The organism is Polaribacter staleyi (genome assembly GCF_038024045.1).
GTDB classification, from domain to species: domain Bacteria; phylum Bacteroidota; class Bacteroidia; order Flavobacteriales; family Flavobacteriaceae; genus Polaribacter; species Polaribacter butkevichii.
On the sequence record NZ_CP150665.1, the window covers coordinates 4,112,018 to 4,133,995 of the forward strand.

Consider the following 21,978-nt stretch of genomic DNA (forward strand, 5'->3'; position numbering starts at 1 on the left):
TTAGTGGATAAAAAATAAAAGGAGAAAAATAAGAAAATAGAAATATAAATAAGCAGAGTAAACTGTCGACTAAACATTATAAAATGAGTTTTAAAACGTTATTAGCTTATAAAAAAGGATTTGCTTTGGCTATGGAAATTTTTCATTTGTCAAAGACGTTTCCAAAGTCTGAATTGTTTAGTTAGACTTCACAAATTGTTCGTTCAAGTAGGTCTGTTTGTTCTAATATTTCTGAAGGATATAGAAAAAGACAATATGAAAAGCATTTTAAAAGTAAAATATCAGATGCTGATAGTGAAAATTCAGAAACTCAGTTATGGTTAGATTTTGCACTAGCATGTGATTATATTTCAGAAGAAAAGAAAATTGAATTACAAAATAAAAGTGAAGAAGTAGGTAAACTTCTAAATTATATGATGAATAACTCTGATAAATTTAGATAATTATAAGTAAACTATCTTCAGTAGGCTGTTTACAGTCAGCAAATTTGTGAAATAAAAAAAAGAGAAAGAAGAAAAATAAAATAAATAATAAGCAGAATAGGAACAGCAGCGTAAAACTGCCAACTGAAGACTGCTAACTGCATACTGAAAAACTATGAATCACAACTCAACTTTTCCTATAAAACAGAATGAACTAGATATGCTCAGAGATGAAGCTTCTGGTTATTTAAAAAGTATTCAGTGGGAGCAAAGTAATAGAGCAAAGAATAAAGATAAAGATACAAAAGACGCATCAATTTTATTGTATTTGTCAAGAGCAAATAATGGCAGTAATGTAGAAATTACATCAGTCTCTAAAACTATTTTAGCTTTAAAAAAGAGATTATTACCAGATTCTATTGCAATTCCTGTCTATTTGAATCAGACTTTATATGCCGTTCAAGAAGGACTTACTTTAGGAATTTGGATTAAGGATAATTATTACGATGCTTCAGGATTGTCTAGTTTACATGAACGGAAATCGGCATTAGATACTCAAGGAAAACGTGAGTTTGAAAGCAAGATGCAAACAGCAACTGCTTTTCAATTATTTGCAATTTCGTATAAAATTTTACACGATTTAAAACCACATGCTTCAGATGATTTATCTGTAATGAAGCAGAAGTTTGCAGGTATCCCGGAAGTATCTTTATTATCACCTTTAAAAGGAATTGCCTGTACTTTATTTTATTTTGATAAATATTTAGGACATCCAGATATCGTAAAGTCAGACAAAGATGTTATTGATTTTACTATGGTTTATTTTGAAGCTTTAATTGATGAAATTCAATTGCGTAAAAGCAGTTTAGAATATACAGAAACCATAGTTGATAGAACCTATAAATTAGAAAATTCTGATTTTGCAGTATCAGGATGGGAAAATGCATTTTCAGGAACCGCAAAAAGTATTGAGTTTAATAAAATTCAGTTCGAGCAAATTGTTGGTAATAAAGACGCCAAACATTTTGCACGTAGATTAACAGAAAGAATGTTGAGTTACGATTTTGACGCAAAGAAAAATCCGTTTCAAGAATTGGGTGGTTTTATGCCTGTTTTTATGGGATATGGAATTCCAGGAACAGGAAAATCGATGTTAATTGCAGCGATTGCAACAAGACTGAAAGAACACGCAGATCATTTAGACATTCCGTTTTTATTTCATCCAATGCCAGATACGTTGATTTCTACTTTTCAAGGAGGATCTGCAGAAAAAATGGTAGAATGGATGAAACCAATGCAAGACCCGACAAAATTGATTTTTGCACCCATTGATGATGCTGAAAACAATTTACAAGAAAGAACAGCACAAGGCGTTTCTGCCGGAGTTAAAGAAGTTATTGGAGTTTTCTTAAGATACACAGAAGGCGCTTATGCTGTAAATTATGGAAATTCTTCTATCGGATTATTTACCAATTTGCCAGAAATGTTAGACAAAGCTGTAATTTCTCGTGTACAAGGAAGGTTTAAAATTGATGGAGCAAGAACAGAACACGATTTTTTAGATCAGGATTATATTTGGTGGAAAAAGTTTGAAAAAACCATGCCCGACTTTGTAAACATGCAAACCCCGTCTAATTATGAGTTTTTAAAAGATCAAGGACTGGCTAAAAGCATGGGAGAAATTTTGAGTTCTGTAGAAAAACCATCCGAAGAAAGAGTTTTAGAAGCGTATGACAGAGCAGAGAAAAACCATAGATCTAATGAGCATTTATTCTTTGCGATTTTATATAAAGAAATTCAGAAAATATTTCCATTCTTTTCATCAAGAGATGTGCGTAATATTCAGTCTGCAATATCGTTGCGATTAACAGATTTCGATTTAGAACAAGATTGGTTCGAAAATCCTGAAACGTATTTCAAAAAAGACTATCAAACAAAGTTTAACATGTTGCAAGAGTTGATGAAAAGTAATATGAAAGGTTTAAACTTCTCTGAGGTTAGAAGACAAGAAGTGGTGCGTTACTTAGACAATGTTGCTACCATTGCAGATACAGATTTTAAGAGAAAAGTAGATGCAAGAGTCAACCAAATGAATATTGATTTAGAAGCTAGAAAAACATTTGATAATGAGTAACAAGCGAATAAAAGATATCGAAAAGTCATTACTGTCTGATAATTATTACACGTTAAACAAATTCAAATTTAAGTATCAAATGTCTGACGGACGTTGGGTAAACCAAATGCGAGAAGTTTATGAACGTGGACATGGAGCAGGAATTTTGTTATTCAATACCACAAAAAAAACAGTGGTTTTAATCAAACAATTTAGATTGCCTACTTTTTTACATGATAATAAAGATGGTTTTATAATTGAAATTCCTGCAGGTTTATTAGATGCAGATAATCCGGATCAATGTATCATTAGAGAAACCGAAGAAGAAGTAGGAATTCGTTTAAAATCGGTAAAAAAGATTTACGAAGGATATTCATCACCTGGGGTGTTAACAGAAAAAATGCACTTTTTTATTGGCGAATATACAGACGATATGAAAGTGAGTGAAGGCGGAGGATTGGAGAGTGAAACAGAAGATATTGAGATTTTAGAAATTCCGTTTACAGAAGCAGTAAGAATGTTAAATGAAGGAGAAATTGTAGATACAAGAACTATTGTATTATTGCAATATGCTATTATTCATAATTTGATAAAATAAAATATAACACAGATATTTTACAGAGTTTCACTAAGAGTATTGTTGAAAAAACTCTGCGAAACTCTGTAGGTTCTCAGTGAAACTCAGTGTAACAATACTATGCAAAAATTAATACAATCCAATTTATATAGAAGCGAATCCATTTCCGTGAGTGGAAAATTGGTAGAGCGTTATAATAAATGTTTGGTAAAACTAGGGTTTACAAAAACTAAATTGACTTCTTTTTCTATTGATGGAGTAGGTTGGAGTCCGGAAATAGCCGAAGAAAAAGGAGAGCCTTTTTATCTAAATAATGGAGAGGCAAATACGCATGCAATAATTATTACGCCAAAGCAAAAAGGATTGCCTTTGTACAATCCCTTTAATTCTTTTGATAGAGAATTGATGAAATTGGTGTTTAAACATCACGAAAAAACCATCAATGAGATAACAAGAGATTCTGCAATTTGTATTGAGTTTGATCAAAAAATAGATGTTTTTTACGAGCCTTTAGATGTTTTACGATATAAAGATATTACCATTAGATTTCATTTAATTGATAATTTAAATAAAGCCAAGGAAGACCAATTAAAGTTAATAGAGCAATTTAATTATGAATATAATTTTATTGATGAAGAGATTCATAAAGAACTGATACGTTCGGCTAAAAAATATGGAGATTTAAGAGAAAGAAATCTAACGATAGAAGAAATTATTTTTACCACAGATTCTTTTTATACAAAAGCTTTTGGGGGTATTTATTTATTAAGAGATTTGGTAACACCTGTGCTTATTTTCGAGAATGAAGCAACTTATAAAGAAGCGATAAAAGATACAACATACGATGTTTTGATGTATCATATTTCTCACTCAGAAATGATTGAAAAATTATTGAGTTATAACGTTCTAGAATTAGATTTACAAGAGGAAACCACTAAAAAAAGATATAAGAGAATCCAGAAATTTATGTTTTCATCCTTTTTAAAGGAAACAGCGCATCCTATAAAAGAAATTTTACAAGACGGAATTTTATTTAAAAGCTATTTGAATAAAATAGATATTTCATCAAGAAAAAAAGTGATGGGTTTAGAACGTTTTTTAGAAAAACAGCAAATTTCGAAAAATACAAATCCAAAAGATCTTATTGATGAAGAAATGTATATTGCGTTGCACAAACCACATTCATCATTAAAACCTAATCATCAAGATTTAATTTGGCATTTATTAGTTAATATTGCTCCGAAAGATGTGTTATTTTTGTATTGGTATGATAAAGAGCAGTTTTATACGCTTTTTAAAACTTTAGATGCATCTTTACAAGATTGGGTAATAGAGACAATTTGTAACAATTTTTAGAAAAAATAGACTAATTTTATATAGAACTTCAAATCAAAAATTATGACCATAGAAATCATCATATTTATCGCAGCAATTTTATTGGGAGTTGTCATTTATTGGAGAGAATCTAGAGGAAATAAAATCTATTTATTTTTCAATAAAATAATGAATTCGAAAGAATTACAAATGAAAGATACAGACACAAAAGGATTTGTATATCAGCAAAACCTTATTTTAAGATTTGTTTATATCGCTGTTTTTTTTCTAGTGGGTATTTTAATTGTGCAATTTTTAATTCCGATAAATTATGCAACAATTTCATTGTTTGCGTCTATGATTTTCGGAACTTTGATAGGAACCTATATTGCAGGAGCCATTTTTAAATCATCAGAAATGATAGAAGAACAAACAGAATCTATCGAAGAAAAGTTTAATGAGGTTGTAGAAAAAGGAAAAGATTTTATTGAGGATTTTCAATCAAAAGAAACTAAAGATGTAGAGGTAACTAAAGAAGTTCCTAAAGTAAACGAGAAAAGTGCAAGAGAACGATTGAAAGACAAAGGGTTATTATAAAAAACGTCATTACGAGGAGTTTTAGACGAAGTAATCTTTTAAATGAAAACTAAAAATTAACAGATTGCCACGACTTTTTATCAAAAGTCTCGCAATGACAGATGTATATTATGTTAAAAAATTATTGGAGTAAAGGCGCAAAGCAAAAGAAAAGAGTCATTCTATTTTTTATAATATTATTGGCATTATTATTCTTCTTTAGAGACGATTATCAGCCTGCATTAATATTTGTTAGAAAATTTATTTTCATCATTTTATTATCTTTTGCGGTGTTGTTTTTAGGGGTAAGAAGTTTTAGAAAATCTGTTGGAGTAGGTAAAAGAATCGGAATTTTATTTTTCTTATCCGTTTTTTTCGGAATCTTATATTATGTAGGTTGGAATTTAAAATTCTACGATTATATGAAAACCTATAATGTTTTTAACGATTTAAATAAAATAGAAATTAACGAATTACCGCTTACTCAAAACGAAAGAATTCAGCCATTAAGAAACATTTTTTCTATGGCAAATGAATCTGTAGGCGAAACTAAAGATGTTTCTTTACCTCATTTGGTAAGAGTTGATGGTCATAATCAATGGACGATGGCGATTCAGCCTACCGAAAAATATTATTGGCAAGGATTAAAAGACAATACAGAAGAAGTTTTTTCTGTGTCAAGTACAACTCCTTTTCCTCGTTTTTCATCAGAAAATAGAATTCCTGTAACATTTTCTATTGGTGAGTCTTTAAAGTTTAGTAGAAATACTTACAATGCCGTTGTGCAACGTTTAAACCCTTGGATGCTGTTTAATTACGAGCCAAGCGATACCTATTATATGAAAAATGATAAAGGCGCTTGGGTAGAAGTGGTGAGTTTAATTAAATGGAAAGGATTCTTTTTTCCGTATCCAAGTTTTGGAGGTGTAATGGTAATTGAAAACGGAGAACACGATATAAAAGATTATATAGAAAGAATTACCATCGGAAAAGGAACTTATATTTCTCCAGATGAAATGAAAAACTATGCATATCTAACAAAACAAAATACGTTGGCAGAGAAAATATCTCGTTTGCAAGCAGAAAGTTTAAAGTTTTTGGCAGGTTTTTCAGATCCTTTGCCTTGGAACATGGAAAGTGCTGTAAAGATTCCTACGGCACCAAAAGATCAAAATGCACAACCTTATGTAACCGATTTCGATTTTTCAGACTCTAAAACAGATGCTTTTAGTGGTTTGTATCATTGGTTTGGTTTAGAGCCAGTGGGTATGGAAAGAACCAGTTTAAGCTTTAGTGTGTTTATTCCTGCAGACGGAACCGATAAATTATATTATTACGATCACGCATCTAAAAAACAAGGATATGCAGGCGTTTCTGCAATGCCTTTAAAAGTAAAAGAATCTAAAAAAGAATACGATTGGAGTTCTAATACTCCAGTAGAATTTAGACCTTATATTAAGAACATAGCTGGTAGAAAACGTATGTTTTTTCTAGGTACCGTTTCTACAATTAGTGATGATAACCCAGAACAATTTGACGGTTCTGCTACGCCCGATTTAGCTTTGGTAGATAGCGAATACAGAGATGTAGTTTGGATTAACGCTAAAAAACCAAGCACTTGGAACGAAGAAATTTACAACCAATTAAATGAAGCTTGGAGAACCAGTGAAGGCACAAATATTTATTTCGAAAAAGAAAAAACAATTTTAGAGCAGAACAAACAAATTTTAGATTCCATAAAATTAATTTCTAACCAAGATAGAAATCAGCAAATATTAGACTCTATTAAACTAATTTCTACACAAGAAAAAAAACGAACAGAGATAGAAAAGCTTCAGAGAAAAATAGATTCAATTAAAGATAATCAGTAGTTTTTGTAGCTATTTCCCGCTTTCATTACTCGCTTTTTTTGTTAAAAAAACAAAAAAGAGCTCAAACATGCCATTCAATCGGGGCTAAACTTGTTTGCCAATTCATATTTAAAAAATCTATTTCTACCTTGTTTAAATAGACATTTTATGCTGTTATTTTAGGTTTAAATACTTAAAACAGGTTTAAGAAATCTTTATATTTGTTAGCTACAATTAATAGATATAACCTATGATTTTTATTGATAATGAGGGGTGTACAAATCCTAAACTAAACTTGGCATTAGAAGAATATGCCTTAAGAAATTTTGATGCTTCAACAGATTATTTATTATTTTATATTAATGCGCCATCTATAATTATTGGTCGTAATCAAAATACTATAGAAGAAATTAATCAAGAATATGTAGATCAAAATGATATAAAAGTAGTGAGGCGTATTTCTGGCGGAGGAGCAGTTTATCATGATTTAGGAAATTTAAACTTTAGTTTTATAACCAATCACGACGGAAAAAGTATCAGTAATTTTAAAAAGTTTACAGAACCTGTAATTCGTGTTTTAAATGAATTGGGGGTTACTGCCGAGTTAAAAGGTAGAAATGATATTTTGGTTGATGAAAAGAAAATTTCTGGAACAGCCCAATTCTCTACAGGAAAAAGAATGATTAGTCATGGTACTTTATTGTTCGATACAGATATGAGCGAAGTAGGAAAAGCACTTCATGTAAAAATGAGTAAAATTCAATCAAAAGGACATAAATCGGTAAGAAGTCGTGTTGCAAATATTAGTGAATTTTTAAAAGAACCAATTACAATGGATCATTTTAAAAAGCAATTACTAACGGGGTTGTATGAAGCTAAGGAAGATTTTGAAATTCATAAACTAACCGAAGCAGAATGGAAAGCTGTACATGAATTAAAAGAAGCAAAATACGATTTGTGGGATTGGAATTTTGGAAACTCGCCAAAGTTTAATATTCAACGTAACAAACGATTTTCAATAGGAGAGATAGATCTGCGTATTTTTGTTGAAAAAGGGCATATTTCTGACTTTAAAATTTATGGAGATTTCTTTGGTAGACAACCCGTTGTTCATCTTGAAAATTTGTTAATAGGAGTTCCTTATGATAAAAATGAAATTACCAAGAAGTTACGTCAAATAACTATTTCCGATTATTTTGGAAAATTAGAAAAATCAGAATTTATAGACTTAGTTTACGGTAATGATTAATTTTTAAAAATTAATCGGATAAAAATTTTTCTTGTTTTTACTAAATAAATCCTTGGGTTTATTTTCCTTGGAAAATAAATTTATTTGTTGTAACTTTGCATAGAATTTAAAACTAATTAAGATGAAAACAACAAAAATTATATATTACGTTTCTACAAGTTTATTAACATTGATCATGCTTTTTTCTGCCGGTATGTATATTTTTAATCATGAAGCAGTAGCTGGTATGTTTACCAATTTTGGGTATCCAACGTATATTATTTATCCGTATGCCATAGCCAAATTATTAGGTTTAGTAGCGTTGTGGTTTGTAGCTAACAAAACGATAAAAGAGTGGGCATATGCAGGTTTTTTCTTTGCATTTATTTTTGCTTTTTTTGCACATATTATGATTAATGATGGAGAACAAGGTGCAGCTATAGCAGCCATGGTTTTTTTAATTACCTCTTATATTACTCATAAGAAAATAACAAATGGCAGAGCTTAAAAAATCTGAAGTAGTTTTAACAAACAGAAACTATTTAGCCGAAGCAAAAACAAGAAATCACTTTTTAACAATGGATCAATCTGTTGCTGCTGGAGGTGATGATAGCGGCGCAACACCGGTAGAATTTTTATTAACGGCAATTGGCGGTTGTGTTGCTATGACGTTAAGAACGTATGCAGAAAGAAGAGGTTGGGATATTGGAGAAATAACAGTAACTGTTACGCAACAACAAGATGAAAGTGCCAAATACTTAACCGAAGAAATATCCTTTGAAAAAGAAATAACGGAAGAACAAAGAAAGAAATTATTGGTATTTGCAGGCAAATGTCCGGTTGCAAAAATGATAAAAGGAGAAACAAAAATAGTTACGAGTATCCAATAGTTAAGATTGTAATTTAATAGTTTACTGAGACGATTACACAGTTAAACAATTACACAAATAAACATTTTTAAATTATGAAAAAAATATTAGCATTTGCAGGAAGTACAAGTTCTACTTCTATCAATAAAAAATTAGCAACATTTGCAGCAGAAAATTTAAAAGAGACTGAATTTGATGTCATCGATTTAAGAGATTTTGCATTGCCAATTTATAGTGAAGATGAAGAAAAAAATGGTTTTCCAGAAGATGCAATAAAGTTTTCTGCATTACTAGATCATTACGACGGTTTTATTTTGTCTTTAGCAGAACACAATGGTTCTTATACAGCTGCTTTTAAAAATATTTTTGATTGGAGTTCTAGAGTAGAAGCAAGCGTTTTTAGAGACAAACCCTTATTATTAATGGCAACGTCTCCAGGAGCTAGAGGCGGACAATCAGTTTTAGAAGCAGCAATTTCTAGATTTCCGAGACAAGGCGCAAAAGAATTAATCTCTTTTTCGTTACCAAGTTTCTATGATAATTTTAAAGAAGGTAAAATTGAAAATGAAGAACTTTTAACGGCTTTAAAATTACAAGTAAGTCAATTTGAAGAAACTGTAAATTCATAAAAATGAAGATTGTATTATACGGTAAACAAGGACATGCATACACCGTTGCTTTTAAAAATTTCTTAAACTCAACCGATGAACCTTATGTTTACAAAGACATTTCTAAAGATGCAGAAGCAAGAGAACACAGCAAAGAATTGTATGGTGGCGTAGCTAAATTTCCAACATTGTTTGTAGATGATAAAGTGTATTTAACACCAACAACGGAAGAGTTTAATAAAATTATGCAAGATTTAAATTTAAGAGCGTAAGTTTTTATTTTGGGATTAAGAAAAGAGAAAAGAGAAAAGAGAAAAGAGAATAAAGAGTGAAGGATTAATTTAAAAAAATCAATAATTTTTAATGTACATCACTTAATTTTTTTTAATTTTCGATTACTGATTACTGATTACTGATTACTGATTACTGATTACTGATTACTGATTACTGATTACTGATTACTGATTACTGATTACTGATTACTGATTACTGATTACTGATTACTGATTACTGATTACTGATTACTGATTACTGATTACTGATTACTGATTACTGATTACTGATTACTGATTACTGATTACTAAATACTGAATACATGGGAGATATTTCTAAAGACATAAAATCTACGTTTAAAAGCAATAAATTAAAAGCTTTTATCAATATAAAATATACGGCAAATTGGATTAGCAGTAGAGAAAATGAGTTCTTTAAACCGTATGCTATTTCGCCACAACAGTATAACATTCTTAGAATTTTACGTGGTGCAAAAGACAGAATTAAAGTACAGATAGTAAAAGATAGAATGATAGAAAGAGCGCCAAATGCAACACGTTTAATGGATAAGCTCTACGATAAAAACTTAATTGAAAGAGAGCGTTGCGAAGAAGACAGAAGAGTAGTATATGTTAGAATAACAAAGTTGGGTTTAGAATTATTAACAAATATCGATGAAAATAAAACGTTGTCTTTTTTAGATAATCTTACCGATGAAGAAGCTTTAACATTAAGTAATTTGTTAGATAAATTGCGCTAAAAAAATTACACTTATATTTTCCATGGAAAATATTCAAAATAACTAGAAATTAATATTCCAGAAAGCCATTAACCTTTAATGTATGTGTTAGTGGGAGATATTTTAGTAGTAATCTGCTATTTTAATCAAGGTAAAATAGGGAATTTATATTAGGGCGTTCCCTAAAAAGGTCGGGCTTTTCACTATATCTTTTTTCTTCTGTTCTCGATACAAATTTTTCATTCTTCAAAATTTACTCGAACTGACAGAAAAAAGGATGCCGTTTCAATCCCTAACGCAAAAACAACAGATAATAACAAGGTACTATAAGTGTCTTTAAAAAATAAAAATCATGAAAAAAATACTTCACAAATCAGCAACAAGAGGATATGCAAACCATGGTTGGTTAAAATCTCATCACACATTTAGCTTTGCAAATTATCAAAATCCAGAAAGAATGAATTTTGGTATGTTACGTGTTTTAAACGATGATGTTGTACAGCCAAAAATGGGGTTTGGCACACATCCTCATAAAAATATGGAAATTATCTCTATACCTATTTCAGGAAGCTTATCTCACAAAGATAGTATGGATAATAAACGCTCAATAGAAGTTGGAGAAGTACAAGTAATGAGTTCCGGAACCGGTTTAACGCATTCAGAATTTAATGATAGTAAAACAGATGAAGTTAATTTTTTACAACTTTGGATTATTCCTGAAGCAGAAAATGTAACACCATATTACAATCAAAAAATGTTTGATGAAGCAGAACGAAAAAATAAATTTCAAGTTTTGGTTTCTCCAAAAGACAAGCTAGTAGAAGGTTCTTTACCTATAAACCAGCAAGGTTATATTTCTTTGGTAGATTTAGATAAAGATTCAGAAATTACATATCAACCAAAAAAAGGAGTCTATTTTTTCTTAATTGAAGGAGAAGTTATTGTAGCAGACGAGATTCTAGAAAAAAGAGATGCTATAGGAATTACAGATGCAAAAAATATTTCTATTAAGGCAAATAGTTCAAGTAAGTTGTTAGTTGTAGATGTACCTATGTTTTAAAAGTTACCATAATTATTGATTTAAAAGCCAAAGAATGAATTTCTTTGGCTTTTTCTTTTCAAAAAATAAACATATCTTGCAAAGTATTATGCATGCATAGTAAATTTAATTCCAAGCTTATGAAATATAAACACATTTTTGAACCATTAGATTTAGGATTCACAACTTTAAAAAATAGAATTCTAATGGGGTCTATGCATACCGGTTTAGAAGAAGAAAAAAACGGATTAGATAGAATTGCAGCATATTATGCAGAAAGAGCAAAAGGTGGCGTAGGTTTAATTGTTACAGGAGGGATTGCACCTAACGTACAAGGATGGACAGGGCCTTTCTCTTCTAGAATGTCTACAGAAAAACATGCAAAACAACATCAAAAAATAACAGCAGCAGTTCATAAAGAAGGTGGTAAAATCTGTATGCAAATTTTACATGCTGGTCGGTATGGCTATCATCCATTTAGTGTTGCTCCATCAAAAATAAAATCGCCAATAACACCTTTTAAACCATTTAAATTAACAAAATTTGGAATTAAAAGAACCATTAATGATTTTGTAAACTCAGCAGAACTAGCGCATTTAGCAGGTTATGATGGTATAGAGATTATGGGGTCCGAAGGGTATTTAATCAATCAGTTTATAGCCAAAAGAACCAATAAGAGAACAGATGATTGGGGAGGAGATTATGAAAACAGAATGCGTTTACCTATTGAAATTGTAAAACAAATTAGAGAATCTATTGGTGAAAATTTTATCATCATTTACAGATTATCAATGTTAGATTTGGTAGAAAATGGAAGTTCTTGGCAAGAGGTTGTTCAATTAGGAAAAGAGATAGAAAAAGCAGGAGCAACTATTATTAATACGGGTATTGGTTGGCACGAAGCAAGAATACCAACCATTGCCACATCAGTTCCTAGAGCTGCATTTACTTGGGTTACAAAAAAAATGAAAGAAGAATTATCAATTCCTTTGATAACTTCTAATAGAATAAATATGCCAGAAACTGCAGAGAAAATATTAGCAGAAGGAGATGCAGATATGATTTCTATGGCACGTCCTTTTTTAGCAGATCCAGAATGGGTAAATAAAGCAGCAGCAGATAAAAGTGATGAAATAAACACCTGTATTGGTTGTAATCAGGCGTGTTTAGATCATGTATTTCAACAAAAAGTAGCCAGTTGTTTGGTAAATCCAAGAGCTTGTCATGAAACAGAATTGGTTTATTATCAAACTGTGTTTAAAAAGAAAATAGCGGTAATTGGAGCAGGTCCTGCAGGATTAGCTGCAGCTACCATTGCGGCAGAAAGAGGTCATGCTGTTACTTTGTTTGATGCCGAAAAAGAAATTGGAGGTCAATTTAACATTGCAAAACAAATTCCTGGTAAAGAAGAGTTTTATGAAACGTTACGTTATTTTAAAAAACAAATTGAAATACATAAGGTAACTTTAAAACTAAATACAAGAGTTGCAACAGATGATTTACTGAAATCTGATTTTGATGAAATTGTAATTGCAACCGGAATTAAACCTAGGTCATTAAAAATAGAAGGAATTGAGCATCCAAAAGTGTTGAGTTATATTGATGTATTAAAATTGAAAAAACCAGTAGGAAAACGAGTTGCCGTAATTGGAGCAGGAGGAATTGGTTTTGATGTTTCAGAGTATTTAACGCATGAAGGCGAATCTACATCACTAAATATAGATACTTGGTTAAAAGAATGGGGAATAGATAAATCTTTAGAAGCAAGAGCAGGAATTGAAGATGTAAAGCCAGAATTTCATCCATCGCCAAGAGAAGTTTTTATGTTTAAAAGAAGTAAAGGAAAGTTTGGAGGCAATCTTGGTAAAACTACCGGTTGGATTCATAGATCTACCTTAAAAAAGAAAAAAGTGCAATTTATTGGTGAAGTTTCTTACACAAAAATTGATGACCAAGGCTTGCATTATATTCAGAATGATGAAGCAAAAATTTTAGAAGTAGATAATATTGTTATCTGTGCTGGTCAAGTTCCTTTTAAAGAATTATATCAACCTTTATTAGATGCAGGCAAAAATGTACATGTTATTGGTGGAGCAGATTTTGCAAGCGAATTAGATGCAAAAAGAGCCATAAACCAAGGGGCAAGATTAGCTGCAAATCTGTAAGTTTAAAGAATATTTTAGTTGAGGTGGTTATTCTAAAAAAATAAATATACAAGTTTTTTAGGTAGCTAGCATCTAAATAAAAGTATATATCTATAAATAAAATTCATAATGCAGAAAATACTTTTTATTACAATCCTTTTTTTTACGTTTAATCTCTTAGCACAACGATCTAGAGGTGGCGGAAGACAACAGGGACAAAACCCAGAAGCGAATAGAACAAAAGAGATAAAAAAACTGAGTGCAAAAGAAATTGCTGGTATTTTTTATTATGATGTTGATGAAGTAATAAAAAAAATAAAGGTTAAAGATGATGACAAACAATATTCGCTAACAAGAGCATTAAGAAATTACAATTTTAAAATAAAAGAAATTTTATTCTTAAATACTACAAAATTTACGGATTTAGATCTTTTAATGAACTCAATTTCTAAAGGTAAAGATAATGAGAGTAGTATAAATATTAGAGAAAAGGTTAGGGAGGTTATTCGTCCAATAAAAGATAGTGTTCATAAAAATGAAAAAGAACTTAATGGCATTTTAAAAGGTGTTTTATCAGAAAAACAAGATAAGAAGTGGTTAAAATATCAACAAAATAAAATAGAAAGTTTACAGCCCTAAAAGGCTGAAAATAATAAAGAAGGTTCTAGACCCAATAGAGGCGGCGGAATGAGAAGGCAGTAAGTAAATTAAATCCTATGTTTATAGGATTTTTTTAAGATCAATAATAAAAGAGTACATTTAGAAAAAATATAAAAAACATTTATGAAATTATTTTCCATTGAAGAAATAACAACACTTGTAAGCGGTGAGCAAATTGGTCATTGTAAAGATATCATTAATGCTCCAGCGCAAATAGAAAATGCCATTAAAGGTAATATAACTTTTATAGGAAGTTCTAAATATGCGCGTTTATGGGAAAACTCAAATGCGAGTTTAGCTATTGTTTACGATGGAATAAAAATTTTACCGGGAAAAGGAAAAGCATTTATAAAAGTAAAAAATGCAGATTTGGCAATGGCCGTTTTATTAGAGGCATTTGAACCAGAACCACCGTATTTTGAAACAGACATTCATCCAACAGCCGTAATAGATAAAACAGCAAAATTAGGAAAAGGATGTAAAATTGGCGCGAATTCTTATATAGGTAAAGATGTAGTTTTAGGTGATCATGTAACCGTTTACCCAAATGTGTCTATTTTTGATGACACTACTATTGGAAACGAAACTGTTATTTGGTCTGGTACTGTTATTCGAGAACGCAGTAAAATAGGAAGTCATTGTATTTTTCACATCAATGTAAGTATTGGTGCAGATGGTTTTGGTTATAGACCAAGTAATGATGGTAGAGGTTTGGTTAAAATAATACATATTGGTAATGTAGTTATTGGTAATGCGGTAGAAATTGGTGCAAATTCTTGTGTAGATCGAGGTAAATTTAGTTCTACTATTTTAGGAGATGGTTGCAAGATTGATAACTTGGTACAAATAGGTCATAATTGTGTGTTAGGAAGGTGTTGTATTATGGCAGGACACAGTGGTTTAGCGGGGTCTGTTACTTTAGGAGATGGTGTAATTATTGGCGGAAGTGCTTCTATAAAAGATCATGTTACCATACACTCTGGCGCAAAGGTTGGTGCAGGTTCTGGTGTTATTAGTGATGTAGCAGCAGGTACATCGGTAGTTGGTTATCCGGCTTGTAATTCTAGAGAAAAAATGAAACAGTGGGTGGCTTTGCGCAAACTAGCAAGAAACTAAGCATTTAATACTTTGTAAGATACTAAAATTATACCCTTTTTACTAATGGGTATAATTTGACAATACCAAATAAATACCGATATTTGCCAATCAAACTAACGAATTACGAATTATGGGAATGAATAAAAATACAGTGTTAGGATGGGCAACCATGTTAATGCTATTAATGGGGATTGTTCTAATTTTATTAGGAGCTTATAGATATGAAGATGTTGCTGGTTGGGGTTTTGCAACTGTAGGTATTGGTTTCTTTTGTATTGCATGGGTGTTTAATGCCTTAAAAGGAAGAGTATAAAGGCTACAGTTTTTAGTAATAGTTTTCAAAAAATAAAATAAAAAAATAATGAGCGACGATAAGAAAGTAATCTTTTCGATGAATAAGTTGTCTAAAACTTATCAATCAACCGGAAAGCAAGTTTTAAAAGATATATATTTAAGTTTCTTTTATGGAGCAAAAATTGGTATTCTAGGTTTAAATGGATCTGGTAAATCAACTTTATTAAAAATTATAGCAGGTGTAGAAAAGAACTATCAAGGAGATGTTACTTTTTCACCAGGTTATAAAGTAGGATATTTAGAACAAGAACCACAGTTAGATCCAGAAAAAACCGTTTTAGAAATTGTAAAAGAAGGAGTTGCAGAAACTGTTGCAATTTTAGATGAGTACAATAAAATAAACGACATGTTTGGGTTAGAAGAAGTATATTCTGATGCAGACAAGATGGAAAAACTAATGGCACAACAAGCTGAGTTGCAAGATAAAATTGATGCAGCTAATGCTTGGGAATTAGATACCAAATTAGAAATTGCCATGGATGCTTTAAGAACTCCAGATTCTGATAAAAAAATTGGAGTACTTTCTGGAGGAGAAAAAAGACGTGTTGCACTGTGTAGATTATTATTACAAGAACCAGAAATTTTATTATTAGATGAGCCTACCAACCATTTAGATGCAGAGTCTGTACACTGGTTAGAGCATCATTTAGCACAATATAAAGGAACCGTAATTGCTGTAACGCATGATAGATATTTCTTAGATAACGTTGCTGGTTGGATTTTAGAATTAGATAGAGGAGAAGGAATTCCTTGGAAAGGAAATTACTCTTCTTGGTTAGATCAAAAATCTCAGAGAATGGCACAAGAAAGTAAAACAGCTTCTAAGCGTCAAAAAACTTTAGAAAGAGAGTTAGATTGGGTTCGTCAAGGTGCAAAAGGTCGTCAAACAAAGCAAAAAGCGCGTTTGAAAAATTATGACAAGTTAATGAGTCAAGACCAAAAGCAAGTAGATGAAAAATTAGAAATCTATATTCCAAATGGACCACGTTTAGGAACAAATGTAATTGAAGCAAGTGGTGTTTCTAAAGCATTTGGAGACAAGTTGTTATACGATAATTTAGAATTTAATCTTCCACAAGCAGGAATTGTTGGTATTATTGGTCCCAATGGTGCTGGTAAAACCACTATTTTTAAAATGATTATGGGAGAAGAAGCACCTGATGCAGGAAGCTTTAAGGTAGGTGAAACCGCTAGAATTGCATATGTAGATCAAGCACACTCAGATATTGATCCAGAAAAAACAATTTGGGAAAACTTTTCTGACGGACAAGATTTAGTAATGATGGGAGGTAAGCAAGTAAATTCTCGTGCATATTTAAGTCGTTTTAATTTTTCTGGAAGCGAGCAAAACAAAAAGGTAAACACACTTTCTGGTGGAGAACGTAACCGTTTGCATTTAGCAATGACGTTAAAAGAAGAAGGAAACGTTTTACTTTTGGATGAGCCAACAAATGATTTGGATGTAAATACTCTAAGAGCTTTAGAAGAAGGTTTAGAAAACTTTGCCGGTTGTGCAGTTGTAATTAGTCACGATAGATGGTTTTTAGATAGAATTTGTACACACATTTTAGCCTTTGAAGGTAATAGTGAGGTGTACTTCTTTGAAGGAGGTTTCTCTGAATATGAAGAAAATAAAAAGAAACGTTTGGGTGGAGATTTAATGCCAAAACGTATTAAATATAGAAAGTTAATTAGATAATTTTCTTTAAATTATATTTTATAAAAAGCAGCTAATTTTATTAGCTGCTTTTTTAGTTTAAAATAGTTTTATCTGTTTTTTCCGTGAATACATATTTATTAATGATATATTCTGTAATAGGATCTAGTTCTTTTAATGTTTCTGGATGAACTCCTCTTTGTGTAAAGTATTCCATTTTTCTTTTAGATGATTTTCCATACCAAATTTGAGGTTTTCCATTTTTAAAAAAAGGAGTTTCTTTAGTAACTTTAACTTTTTTAAAATTTTCGATATCAATCTTATATAAAGAATTATCTATTGTTTTATTTAAAGTACAATTGCTTTTTTCAAAATGAGTTTCTTTCCAAATAATACAGGTTTCAGATTTATTTGTAGTGTTTTTAACTAGGGAAAACAGTAATAGAAAAGAGATGAAACCTAGCCCAATAACAACCATTTTTTTATTTCTTTTTAAGAATGATTTTTTTTCGATTTTTTTAGGAATAATAGTCTTTTTTTTTCCAGTATTTTCATTTGTAGATTCTTGTTTAGTTAGGTATTCTTCAAACCCATTGTAGCCCAAATATTGAGACATAAAATCTAAAAGATATTTATTAGGTTCTTTAACAATTACCTGTTCTCTTTCTTCAATATATTTATTATACAAACGGGTTGCCTTTCTAACACTAATATAGTTTTTATCAGTAGGGGTAACTTCTTGTAATTCTTCTACCCAAAAAGTAGCTTGAGCATTTTTATTTTTCTTCATTTCTTTTTTTTCAATTTTATTGAAAAAATCTGTCAAAAGTACTTTAATCATTGTTAGTTGTTTGGTTGTCTAAAAGTAGACATTTTAGACAAAATAGCTATCAAACTGTCTAAAAATAGACAATTTATAGTTGATTTTAAATTGTCTAAACCTTGGTTACTGATAGGTTTTCTTCTCTTTAGATATTTGCAGAAGCAATAGTTCTCTAAAAATAGAAAGAAAATTATTACTAAAAAACAGCATGACCTAGTAGTGTTTTTTTGATTGGGAAAACAAGATTATACCACTATTTCATTCTACAACTTCCCGCAAAAGAGGCGCGCGACTCTTTTAAATTTTAATGTGTTTCTAATTATAAAAAGCTGAATTCTAAAATTCGGAGAGCAACACTTTTGTTTAATTTTTAAAGGAAAGTAACATGAAAAAAGTATGTTTAGTATTTGCAATATTACTTGCAAATAGTGTTTTTACATCTTGTACAGATTTAGATGAAAATTTAGAAAATGAACCCGTAAAATCTGAGATTTTAGTAACAGTAGGAGAAGACGGGCAAGATCCAGATGAGGGTGATGATGAAGAAGAAGAAGGTGATATTCTTGTAAAGAATTAAGGGTTTTATTTTTAATAATTATAGTATTTTAGAGGAATGAAATTAAAATTTTTATTCCTCTTTTATTTTATTATTTTTCTAAATAATAATCTTTTTTCTTTTCAAGATAAATCAATAAATAGCACTTTTGATAGTATTTATAAAAAAGTTCTTCATCACAGTAAAAAAAGACAAAATAACAAGGCTTTATTTTATGCACATCAATTGCTTATAGAAGCAAAAAAGAATAAAAATATAAAGCAACAAGCTAAGTCATATAACAAACTAGCAATTTATAATTATAGAGAAAATTTTAATGATAGCGCGTTCTATTATTATAGAAAATCTAAAGAACTATATATACAATTAGGCGACAGTATAAATATAGGTATGAATCTATTAAATATAGGTATTATAGAGTCTGATTATGGAAGCTATTCTGCAAGTGACTCTACATTGGTGGAGTCTATAAAATATGTAAAAGGTAAAAGAGATAGAACCATGGCTTCTGCTTATAATTGTTTAGCCATAAATGCAAAAGATAGGTTTTTATATACCGATGCAATTACTTATTACAATAAAGCGCTAGAGTTTTCAACAAAAAAAAGCTCAAAAAACATTTATAAAAATAACTTGGCTAATGTTTATAAAGAACTTAAAAACTATCCCAAATCAATTTTAATTCTAGAAAATTTATTAAAAGATTCAATTACCGATCAAAAAACAAAAGCTAGAATTATTGATAATTTAGCTCATATTAAATGGTTAAATAAATCAAAAGAAAATATTTTAAAAGAATTACTGTTAGCAGTATCCATTAGAGAAAAGCTAAATGATAATTCTGGTTTAATTGCCAGTTATAATCATTTATCAGATTATTTTAGAGACAATAATAAATTACAATCACTTTTTTATGCAAATAAGATGTATGAAGTTGCTAAAAAGGAAAAAGCTACCAATGGGCTTTTAGAATCTATAGATATAATTGTATCACTTCAAAAACCAGAAAAATCAATAAAGTATTATAAAGAAAGCATTCATTTAAGAGATAGTTTACAAGAAGAAGAAACAAAGCGTCAATATAAATTTGCTAAAATTAAATACAATTACGAAGAAGAACAAAAGCAAAAACAAAAATTTAAAACCCTAGCTACAGAAAGTAAATTAGTTGTAGAACAACAACGTAGTGAGAAAAAAAACATTATTATTATAGGAGTTTTGTTAACTTTTGGATTCATATTTTTAATTTATAGAAGAAAATATCAATACCAAAAAAGAATTTTGCAAGAGACGTATGATACGGAAACTAGAATTGCAAAAAAATTACATGATGAACTAGGTAATGATATTTTTAATACCCTTACAAAGGTGCAAAATGCTAAAATTAAAAAAGCAGAAATTATAAACGATTTAGATAAAATATACTTACAAACTCGGGCAATTTCACATGAGAACGATTGCATTGAAACAGGATCTGATTTTGAAAATTATTTTAGAAACCTTGTAGCAGGATATAATTCTAACACCTGTAAAATTATTTTAAAAGATTTATCCGTGTTAGATTTAAATAATTTAAAGAAAGAGAAACAAGTTGTAATCTATAGAGTTTTTAACGAGTTGTTTGTAAACATGAAAAAGCACAGTAAAGCGAGTTTAGTGGTTTTATCTTGTAAGAAAACAAAGCATAATATAGAAATGATTTATGCTGATAATGGAATAGGATTTAACGAGAATACCATTATTTTAAAAAATGGACTTAAAAATATGGAAACCCGTATAAAAACTATTAAAGGAACCATTAATTTTGAAAACAAGCCCAATAAAGGTTTAAAAGTTAATATCCATTTTAAAAATTAAAAATGTTAGAAAAAATTTTAGTTGTAGAAGATTTTGATGTTATTAATAGCGGAATTAAAATTGCTTTAGACGAGCTTAACATTAAACAAGTAGATTTTATTTCATATTGTGATGAAGCTTTATTAAAAATTAAAAAAGCCAATTTAGATGGTAAACCTTACCAGTTAGTTATTTCTGATTTATCTTTTAAAAATGATGGTACTCCACAAGAGTTAAATTCTGGAGATGAACTTATAGAAAAAATACGTGAAGAATTTCCTGATTTAAAAATTATAGTTTTTTCTGTGGAAGACAAATCTTACCGAATTCAAAATTTATACAAGAATTTAAAAATTCAGGGTTATGTTTGGAAAAGTAGAAACGGATTAAAAGAATTAAAAAACGCTATTAAAATAGTATCTAGTTCAGATCAATTTTACATTTCACCCGATTTAAATGTTGCAATTCATCCTAAAAAAACGATTGAAATTACAGATTTTGATATTTTTATAATAGATGCCTTATCTAAAGGACTGGTTCAAGAAGCTATTAGTAAGAATTTAAAAGAAAAAGGAATGTCTCCTTCTAGTATTAGTGCTATTGAAAAAAGATTAAAAATTTTAAAAGAACATTTTAACGCAAATAATCCTGCGCATTTGGTAGCTATTGCTAAAGATTTTGGGCTTATTTAGATAAATTATATATTTATTTAGTTAGAATATGGTTTTCCGTAAACTTTTGTTGTTTTACTACTTTACATTTGAAGTAATAATTTCGGGAAGAAACTATGAAAAAAGAAAAGTGAAAATTTAAACCTTACGGAATTCCGTAAGGTTTTTTTTAAAACAATAAATTATAAAGTACTTTTATAGTATAAAAAATAATTATGAAAAAATTGATTTTATCGCTTATCCTGTTTACTTTTTTAACAGCATTTCAAACAAAAGAAAAAGACGTTTTTATTTGTACAACTAAATCAAGTAAAACCTATCATTTAAAAAAAGACTGTATTGGTTTAAAAAAATGTAAGTCTGAAATTAAAAAAATAACAAAGTCTAAAGCAGAAAGAGTAGGAAGGGGTTGGTGTAAATTAGAATCAAAAAAAACGAATTAAAATATTATAAGCATACAAAAGCCTCATTTCTATAAAGAAATGAGGCTTTTAACTTCTCCTTTTTCTATCACAATGAATTAGTTAACTGTTACTTAATTTAAAGAAGTAGGTTGCAAGGTAAAAAAATA

The 21,978-nt window shown here is 29.8% G+C and carries 23 protein-coding genes; 22 read left to right on the top strand and 1 reads right to left on the bottom strand.

The window, feature by feature from the left end:
- Positions 1-194 precede the first annotated feature (194 nt).
- From WHD07_RS17070 to ettA, 18 genes are all read left to right on the top strand, one after another.
- Complete coding sequence (locus WHD07_RS17070) at positions 195-443, top strand: four helix bundle protein (protein WP_343331024.1); 249 nt, start codon at positions 195-197, stop codon at positions 441-443.
- A gap of 154 nt (positions 444-597) precedes the next feature.
- Entirely contained in the window at positions 598-2,556 is a 1,959-nt protein-coding gene (locus WHD07_RS17075) for an AAA family ATPase (protein WP_343329356.1), read from the top strand.
- Positions 2,549-3,133 carry an NUDIX domain-containing protein gene (locus WHD07_RS17080; protein WP_343329357.1) on the top strand — a complete coding sequence of 195 codons (585 nt, stop codon included), beginning with the start codon at positions 2,549-2,551 and terminating at the stop codon, positions 3,131-3,133. The genes WHD07_RS17075 and WHD07_RS17080 overlap by 8 nt, the downstream gene beginning before the upstream one ends.
- Before the next feature lie 99 nt (positions 3,134-3,232).
- Entirely contained in the window at positions 3,233-4,468 is a 1,236-nt protein-coding gene (locus WHD07_RS17085; protein WP_343329358.1) for a DUF6638 family protein, read from the top strand.
- 42 nt (positions 4,469-4,510) lie between these two features.
- Positions 4,511-5,023, top strand: a complete 513-nt coding sequence (locus WHD07_RS17090; protein ID WP_343329359.1) for a hypothetical protein — start codon at positions 4,511-4,513, stop codon at positions 5,021-5,023.
- A gap of 110 nt (positions 5,024-5,133) precedes the next feature.
- Positions 5,134-6,873: a hypothetical protein gene (locus tag WHD07_RS17095; RefSeq protein WP_343329360.1), complete on the top strand. Its 1,740-nt coding sequence runs from the start codon at positions 5,134-5,136 to the stop codon at positions 6,871-6,873.
- A gap of 229 nt (positions 6,874-7,102) precedes the next feature.
- Positions 7,103-8,101: a lipoate--protein ligase gene (locus WHD07_RS17100; RefSeq protein ID WP_343329361.1), complete on the top strand. Its 999-nt coding sequence runs from the start codon at positions 7,103-7,105 to the stop codon at positions 8,099-8,101.
- A gap of 121 nt (positions 8,102-8,222) precedes the next feature.
- Positions 8,223-8,588, top strand: coding sequence for a DoxX family protein (locus WHD07_RS17105; protein ID WP_343329362.1), 366 nt, complete (start codon positions 8,223-8,225; stop codon positions 8,586-8,588).
- Positions 8,575-8,970, top strand: coding sequence for an OsmC family protein (locus WHD07_RS17110; protein ID WP_343329363.1), 396 nt, complete (start codon positions 8,575-8,577; stop codon positions 8,968-8,970). Before WHD07_RS17105 ends, WHD07_RS17110 begins: the two co-directional genes overlap by 14 nt.
- 74 nt (positions 8,971-9,044) lie before the next feature.
- Complete coding sequence (locus WHD07_RS17115; protein ID WP_343329364.1) at positions 9,045-9,578, top strand: NAD(P)H-dependent oxidoreductase; 534 nt, start codon at positions 9,045-9,047, stop codon at positions 9,576-9,578.
- Between the two features lie 2 nt (positions 9,579-9,580).
- Positions 9,581-9,829 (top strand): glutaredoxin family protein, encoded by a 249-nt coding sequence (locus WHD07_RS17120; protein ID WP_105047974.1) that lies wholly within the window; start codon positions 9,581-9,583, stop codon positions 9,827-9,829.
- Between the two features lie 323 nt (positions 9,830-10,152).
- Positions 10,153-10,590 (top strand): MarR family winged helix-turn-helix transcriptional regulator, encoded by a 438-nt coding sequence (locus WHD07_RS17125; RefSeq protein ID WP_105047975.1) that lies wholly within the window; start codon positions 10,153-10,155, stop codon positions 10,588-10,590.
- A gap of 331 nt (positions 10,591-10,921) precedes the next feature.
- Positions 10,922-11,629: a pirin family protein gene (locus WHD07_RS17130; protein ID WP_343329365.1), complete on the top strand. Its 708-nt coding sequence runs from the start codon at positions 10,922-10,924 to the stop codon at positions 11,627-11,629.
- A gap of 119 nt (positions 11,630-11,748) precedes the next feature.
- Positions 11,749-13,773 (top strand): NADPH-dependent 2,4-dienoyl-CoA reductase, encoded by a 2,025-nt coding sequence (locus WHD07_RS17135; protein WP_343329366.1) that lies wholly within the window; start codon positions 11,749-11,751, stop codon positions 13,771-13,773.
- A 108-nt stretch (positions 13,774-13,881) separates the two neighbouring features.
- A complete protein-coding gene (locus WHD07_RS17140; RefSeq protein WP_343329367.1) occupies positions 13,882-14,391 on the top strand; it encodes a hypothetical protein in 510 nt (169 codons plus the stop codon).
- A 144-nt stretch (positions 14,392-14,535) separates the two neighbouring features.
- Entirely contained in the window at positions 14,536-15,528 is a 993-nt protein-coding gene (lpxD, locus tag WHD07_RS17145; protein ID WP_343329368.1) for a UDP-3-O-(3-hydroxymyristoyl)glucosamine N-acyltransferase, read from the top strand.
- A 112-nt stretch (positions 15,529-15,640) separates the two neighbouring features.
- Positions 15,641-15,823 (top strand): CAL67264 family membrane protein, encoded by a 183-nt coding sequence (locus WHD07_RS17150; protein WP_105047979.1) that lies wholly within the window; start codon positions 15,641-15,643, stop codon positions 15,821-15,823.
- A 48-nt stretch (positions 15,824-15,871) separates the two neighbouring features.
- A complete protein-coding gene (gene ettA, locus WHD07_RS17155) occupies positions 15,872-17,563 on the top strand; it encodes an energy-dependent translational throttle protein EttA (RefSeq protein ID WP_105047980.1) in 1,692 nt (563 codons plus the stop codon).
- 52 nt (positions 17,564-17,615) lie between these two features.
- Here the strand turns inward: ettA and WHD07_RS17160 are convergent, their stop codons facing one another.
- On the bottom strand, positions 17,616-18,311 hold the full coding sequence (locus WHD07_RS17160; RefSeq protein ID WP_343329369.1) for a hypothetical protein: 696 nt from the start codon (positions 18,309-18,311) through the stop codon (positions 17,616-17,618).
- A gap of 418 nt (positions 18,312-18,729) precedes the next feature.
- Here WHD07_RS17160 and WHD07_RS17165 point away from each other — a divergent pair, with 418 nt between their 5' ends.
- The 4 genes from WHD07_RS17165 to WHD07_RS17180 all read left to right on the top strand — a co-directional run bounded on the left by WHD07_RS17165 (position 18,730) and on the right by WHD07_RS17180 (position 21,850).
- The gene (locus WHD07_RS17165) at positions 18,730-18,921 is read left to right on the top strand and encodes a hypothetical protein (RefSeq protein WP_343329370.1); all 192 of its coding nucleotides are present in this window, start codon (positions 18,730-18,732) and stop codon (positions 18,919-18,921) included.
- Between the two features lie 36 nt (positions 18,922-18,957).
- Complete coding sequence (locus WHD07_RS17170; protein ID WP_343329371.1) at positions 18,958-20,757, top strand: hypothetical protein; 1,800 nt, start codon at positions 18,958-18,960, stop codon at positions 20,755-20,757.
- 2 nt (positions 20,758-20,759) lie between these two features.
- Entirely contained in the window at positions 20,760-21,428 is a 669-nt protein-coding gene (locus WHD07_RS17175; RefSeq protein WP_105047984.1) for a response regulator, read from the top strand.
- Between the two features lie 194 nt (positions 21,429-21,622).
- Positions 21,623-21,850: a hypothetical protein gene (locus WHD07_RS17180; RefSeq protein WP_105047985.1), complete on the top strand. Its 228-nt coding sequence runs from the start codon at positions 21,623-21,625 to the stop codon at positions 21,848-21,850.
- Positions 21,851-21,978 lie beyond the last annotated feature (128 nt).

Bases quoted from the DNA above. Each gene is read 5' to 3' on its own strand.
- WHD07_RS17095 (WP_343329360.1), top strand. From the start codon at position 5,134: ATGTTAAAAAATTATTGGAGTAAAGGCGCAAAGCAAAAGAAAAGAGTC.
- WHD07_RS17130 (WP_343329365.1), top strand. From the start codon at position 10,922: ATGAAAAAAATACTTCACAAATCAGCAACAAGAGGATATGCAAACCAT.
- WHD07_RS17175 (WP_105047984.1), top strand. From the start codon at position 20,760: ATGTTAGAAAAAATTTTAGTTGTAGAAGATTTTGATGTTATTAATAGC.
- WHD07_RS17075 (WP_343329356.1), top strand. From the start codon at position 598: ATGAATCACAACTCAACTTTTCCTATAAAACAGAATGAACTAGATATG.
- WHD07_RS17085 (WP_343329358.1), top strand. From the start codon at position 3,233: ATGCAAAAATTAATACAATCCAATTTATATAGAAGCGAATCCATTTCC.
- WHD07_RS17080 (WP_343329357.1), top strand. From the start codon at position 2,549: ATGAGTAACAAGCGAATAAAAGATATCGAAAAGTCATTACTGTCTGAT.
- lpxD (WP_343329368.1), top strand. From the start codon at position 14,536: ATGAAATTATTTTCCATTGAAGAAATAACAACACTTGTAAGCGGTGAG.
- WHD07_RS17125 (WP_105047975.1), top strand. From the start codon at position 10,153: ATGGGAGATATTTCTAAAGACATAAAATCTACGTTTAAAAGCAATAAA.
- WHD07_RS17115 (WP_343329364.1), top strand. From the start codon at position 9,045: ATGAAAAAAATATTAGCATTTGCAGGAAGTACAAGTTCTACTTCTATC.
- WHD07_RS17165 (WP_343329370.1), top strand. From the start codon at position 18,730: ATGAAAAAAGTATGTTTAGTATTTGCAATATTACTTGCAAATAGTGTT.
- WHD07_RS17100 (WP_343329361.1), top strand. From the start codon at position 7,103: ATGATTTTTATTGATAATGAGGGGTGTACAAATCCTAAACTAAACTTG.
- WHD07_RS17090 (WP_343329359.1), top strand. From the start codon at position 4,511: ATGACCATAGAAATCATCATATTTATCGCAGCAATTTTATTGGGAGTT.
- ettA (WP_105047980.1), top strand. From the start codon at position 15,872: ATGAGCGACGATAAGAAAGTAATCTTTTCGATGAATAAGTTGTCTAAA.
- WHD07_RS17110 (WP_343329363.1), top strand. From the start codon at position 8,575: ATGGCAGAGCTTAAAAAATCTGAAGTAGTTTTAACAAACAGAAACTAT.
- WHD07_RS17180 (WP_105047985.1), top strand. From the start codon at position 21,623: ATGAAAAAATTGATTTTATCGCTTATCCTGTTTACTTTTTTAACAGCA.
- WHD07_RS17120 (WP_105047974.1), top strand. From the start codon at position 9,581: ATGAAGATTGTATTATACGGTAAACAAGGACATGCATACACCGTTGCT.
- WHD07_RS17160 (WP_343329369.1), bottom strand. From the start codon at position 18,311: ATGAAGAAAAATAAAAATGCTCAAGCTACTTTTTGGGTAGAAGAATTA.
- WHD07_RS17140 (WP_343329367.1), top strand. From the start codon at position 13,882: ATGCAGAAAATACTTTTTATTACAATCCTTTTTTTTACGTTTAATCTC.
- WHD07_RS17135 (WP_343329366.1), top strand. From the start codon at position 11,749: ATGAAATATAAACACATTTTTGAACCATTAGATTTAGGATTCACAACT.
- WHD07_RS17170 (WP_343329371.1), top strand. From the start codon at position 18,958: ATGAAATTAAAATTTTTATTCCTCTTTTATTTTATTATTTTTCTAAAT.
- WHD07_RS17105 (WP_343329362.1), top strand. From the start codon at position 8,223: ATGAAAACAACAAAAATTATATATTACGTTTCTACAAGTTTATTAACA.
- WHD07_RS17150 (WP_105047979.1), top strand. From the start codon at position 15,641: ATGGGAATGAATAAAAATACAGTGTTAGGATGGGCAACCATGTTAATG.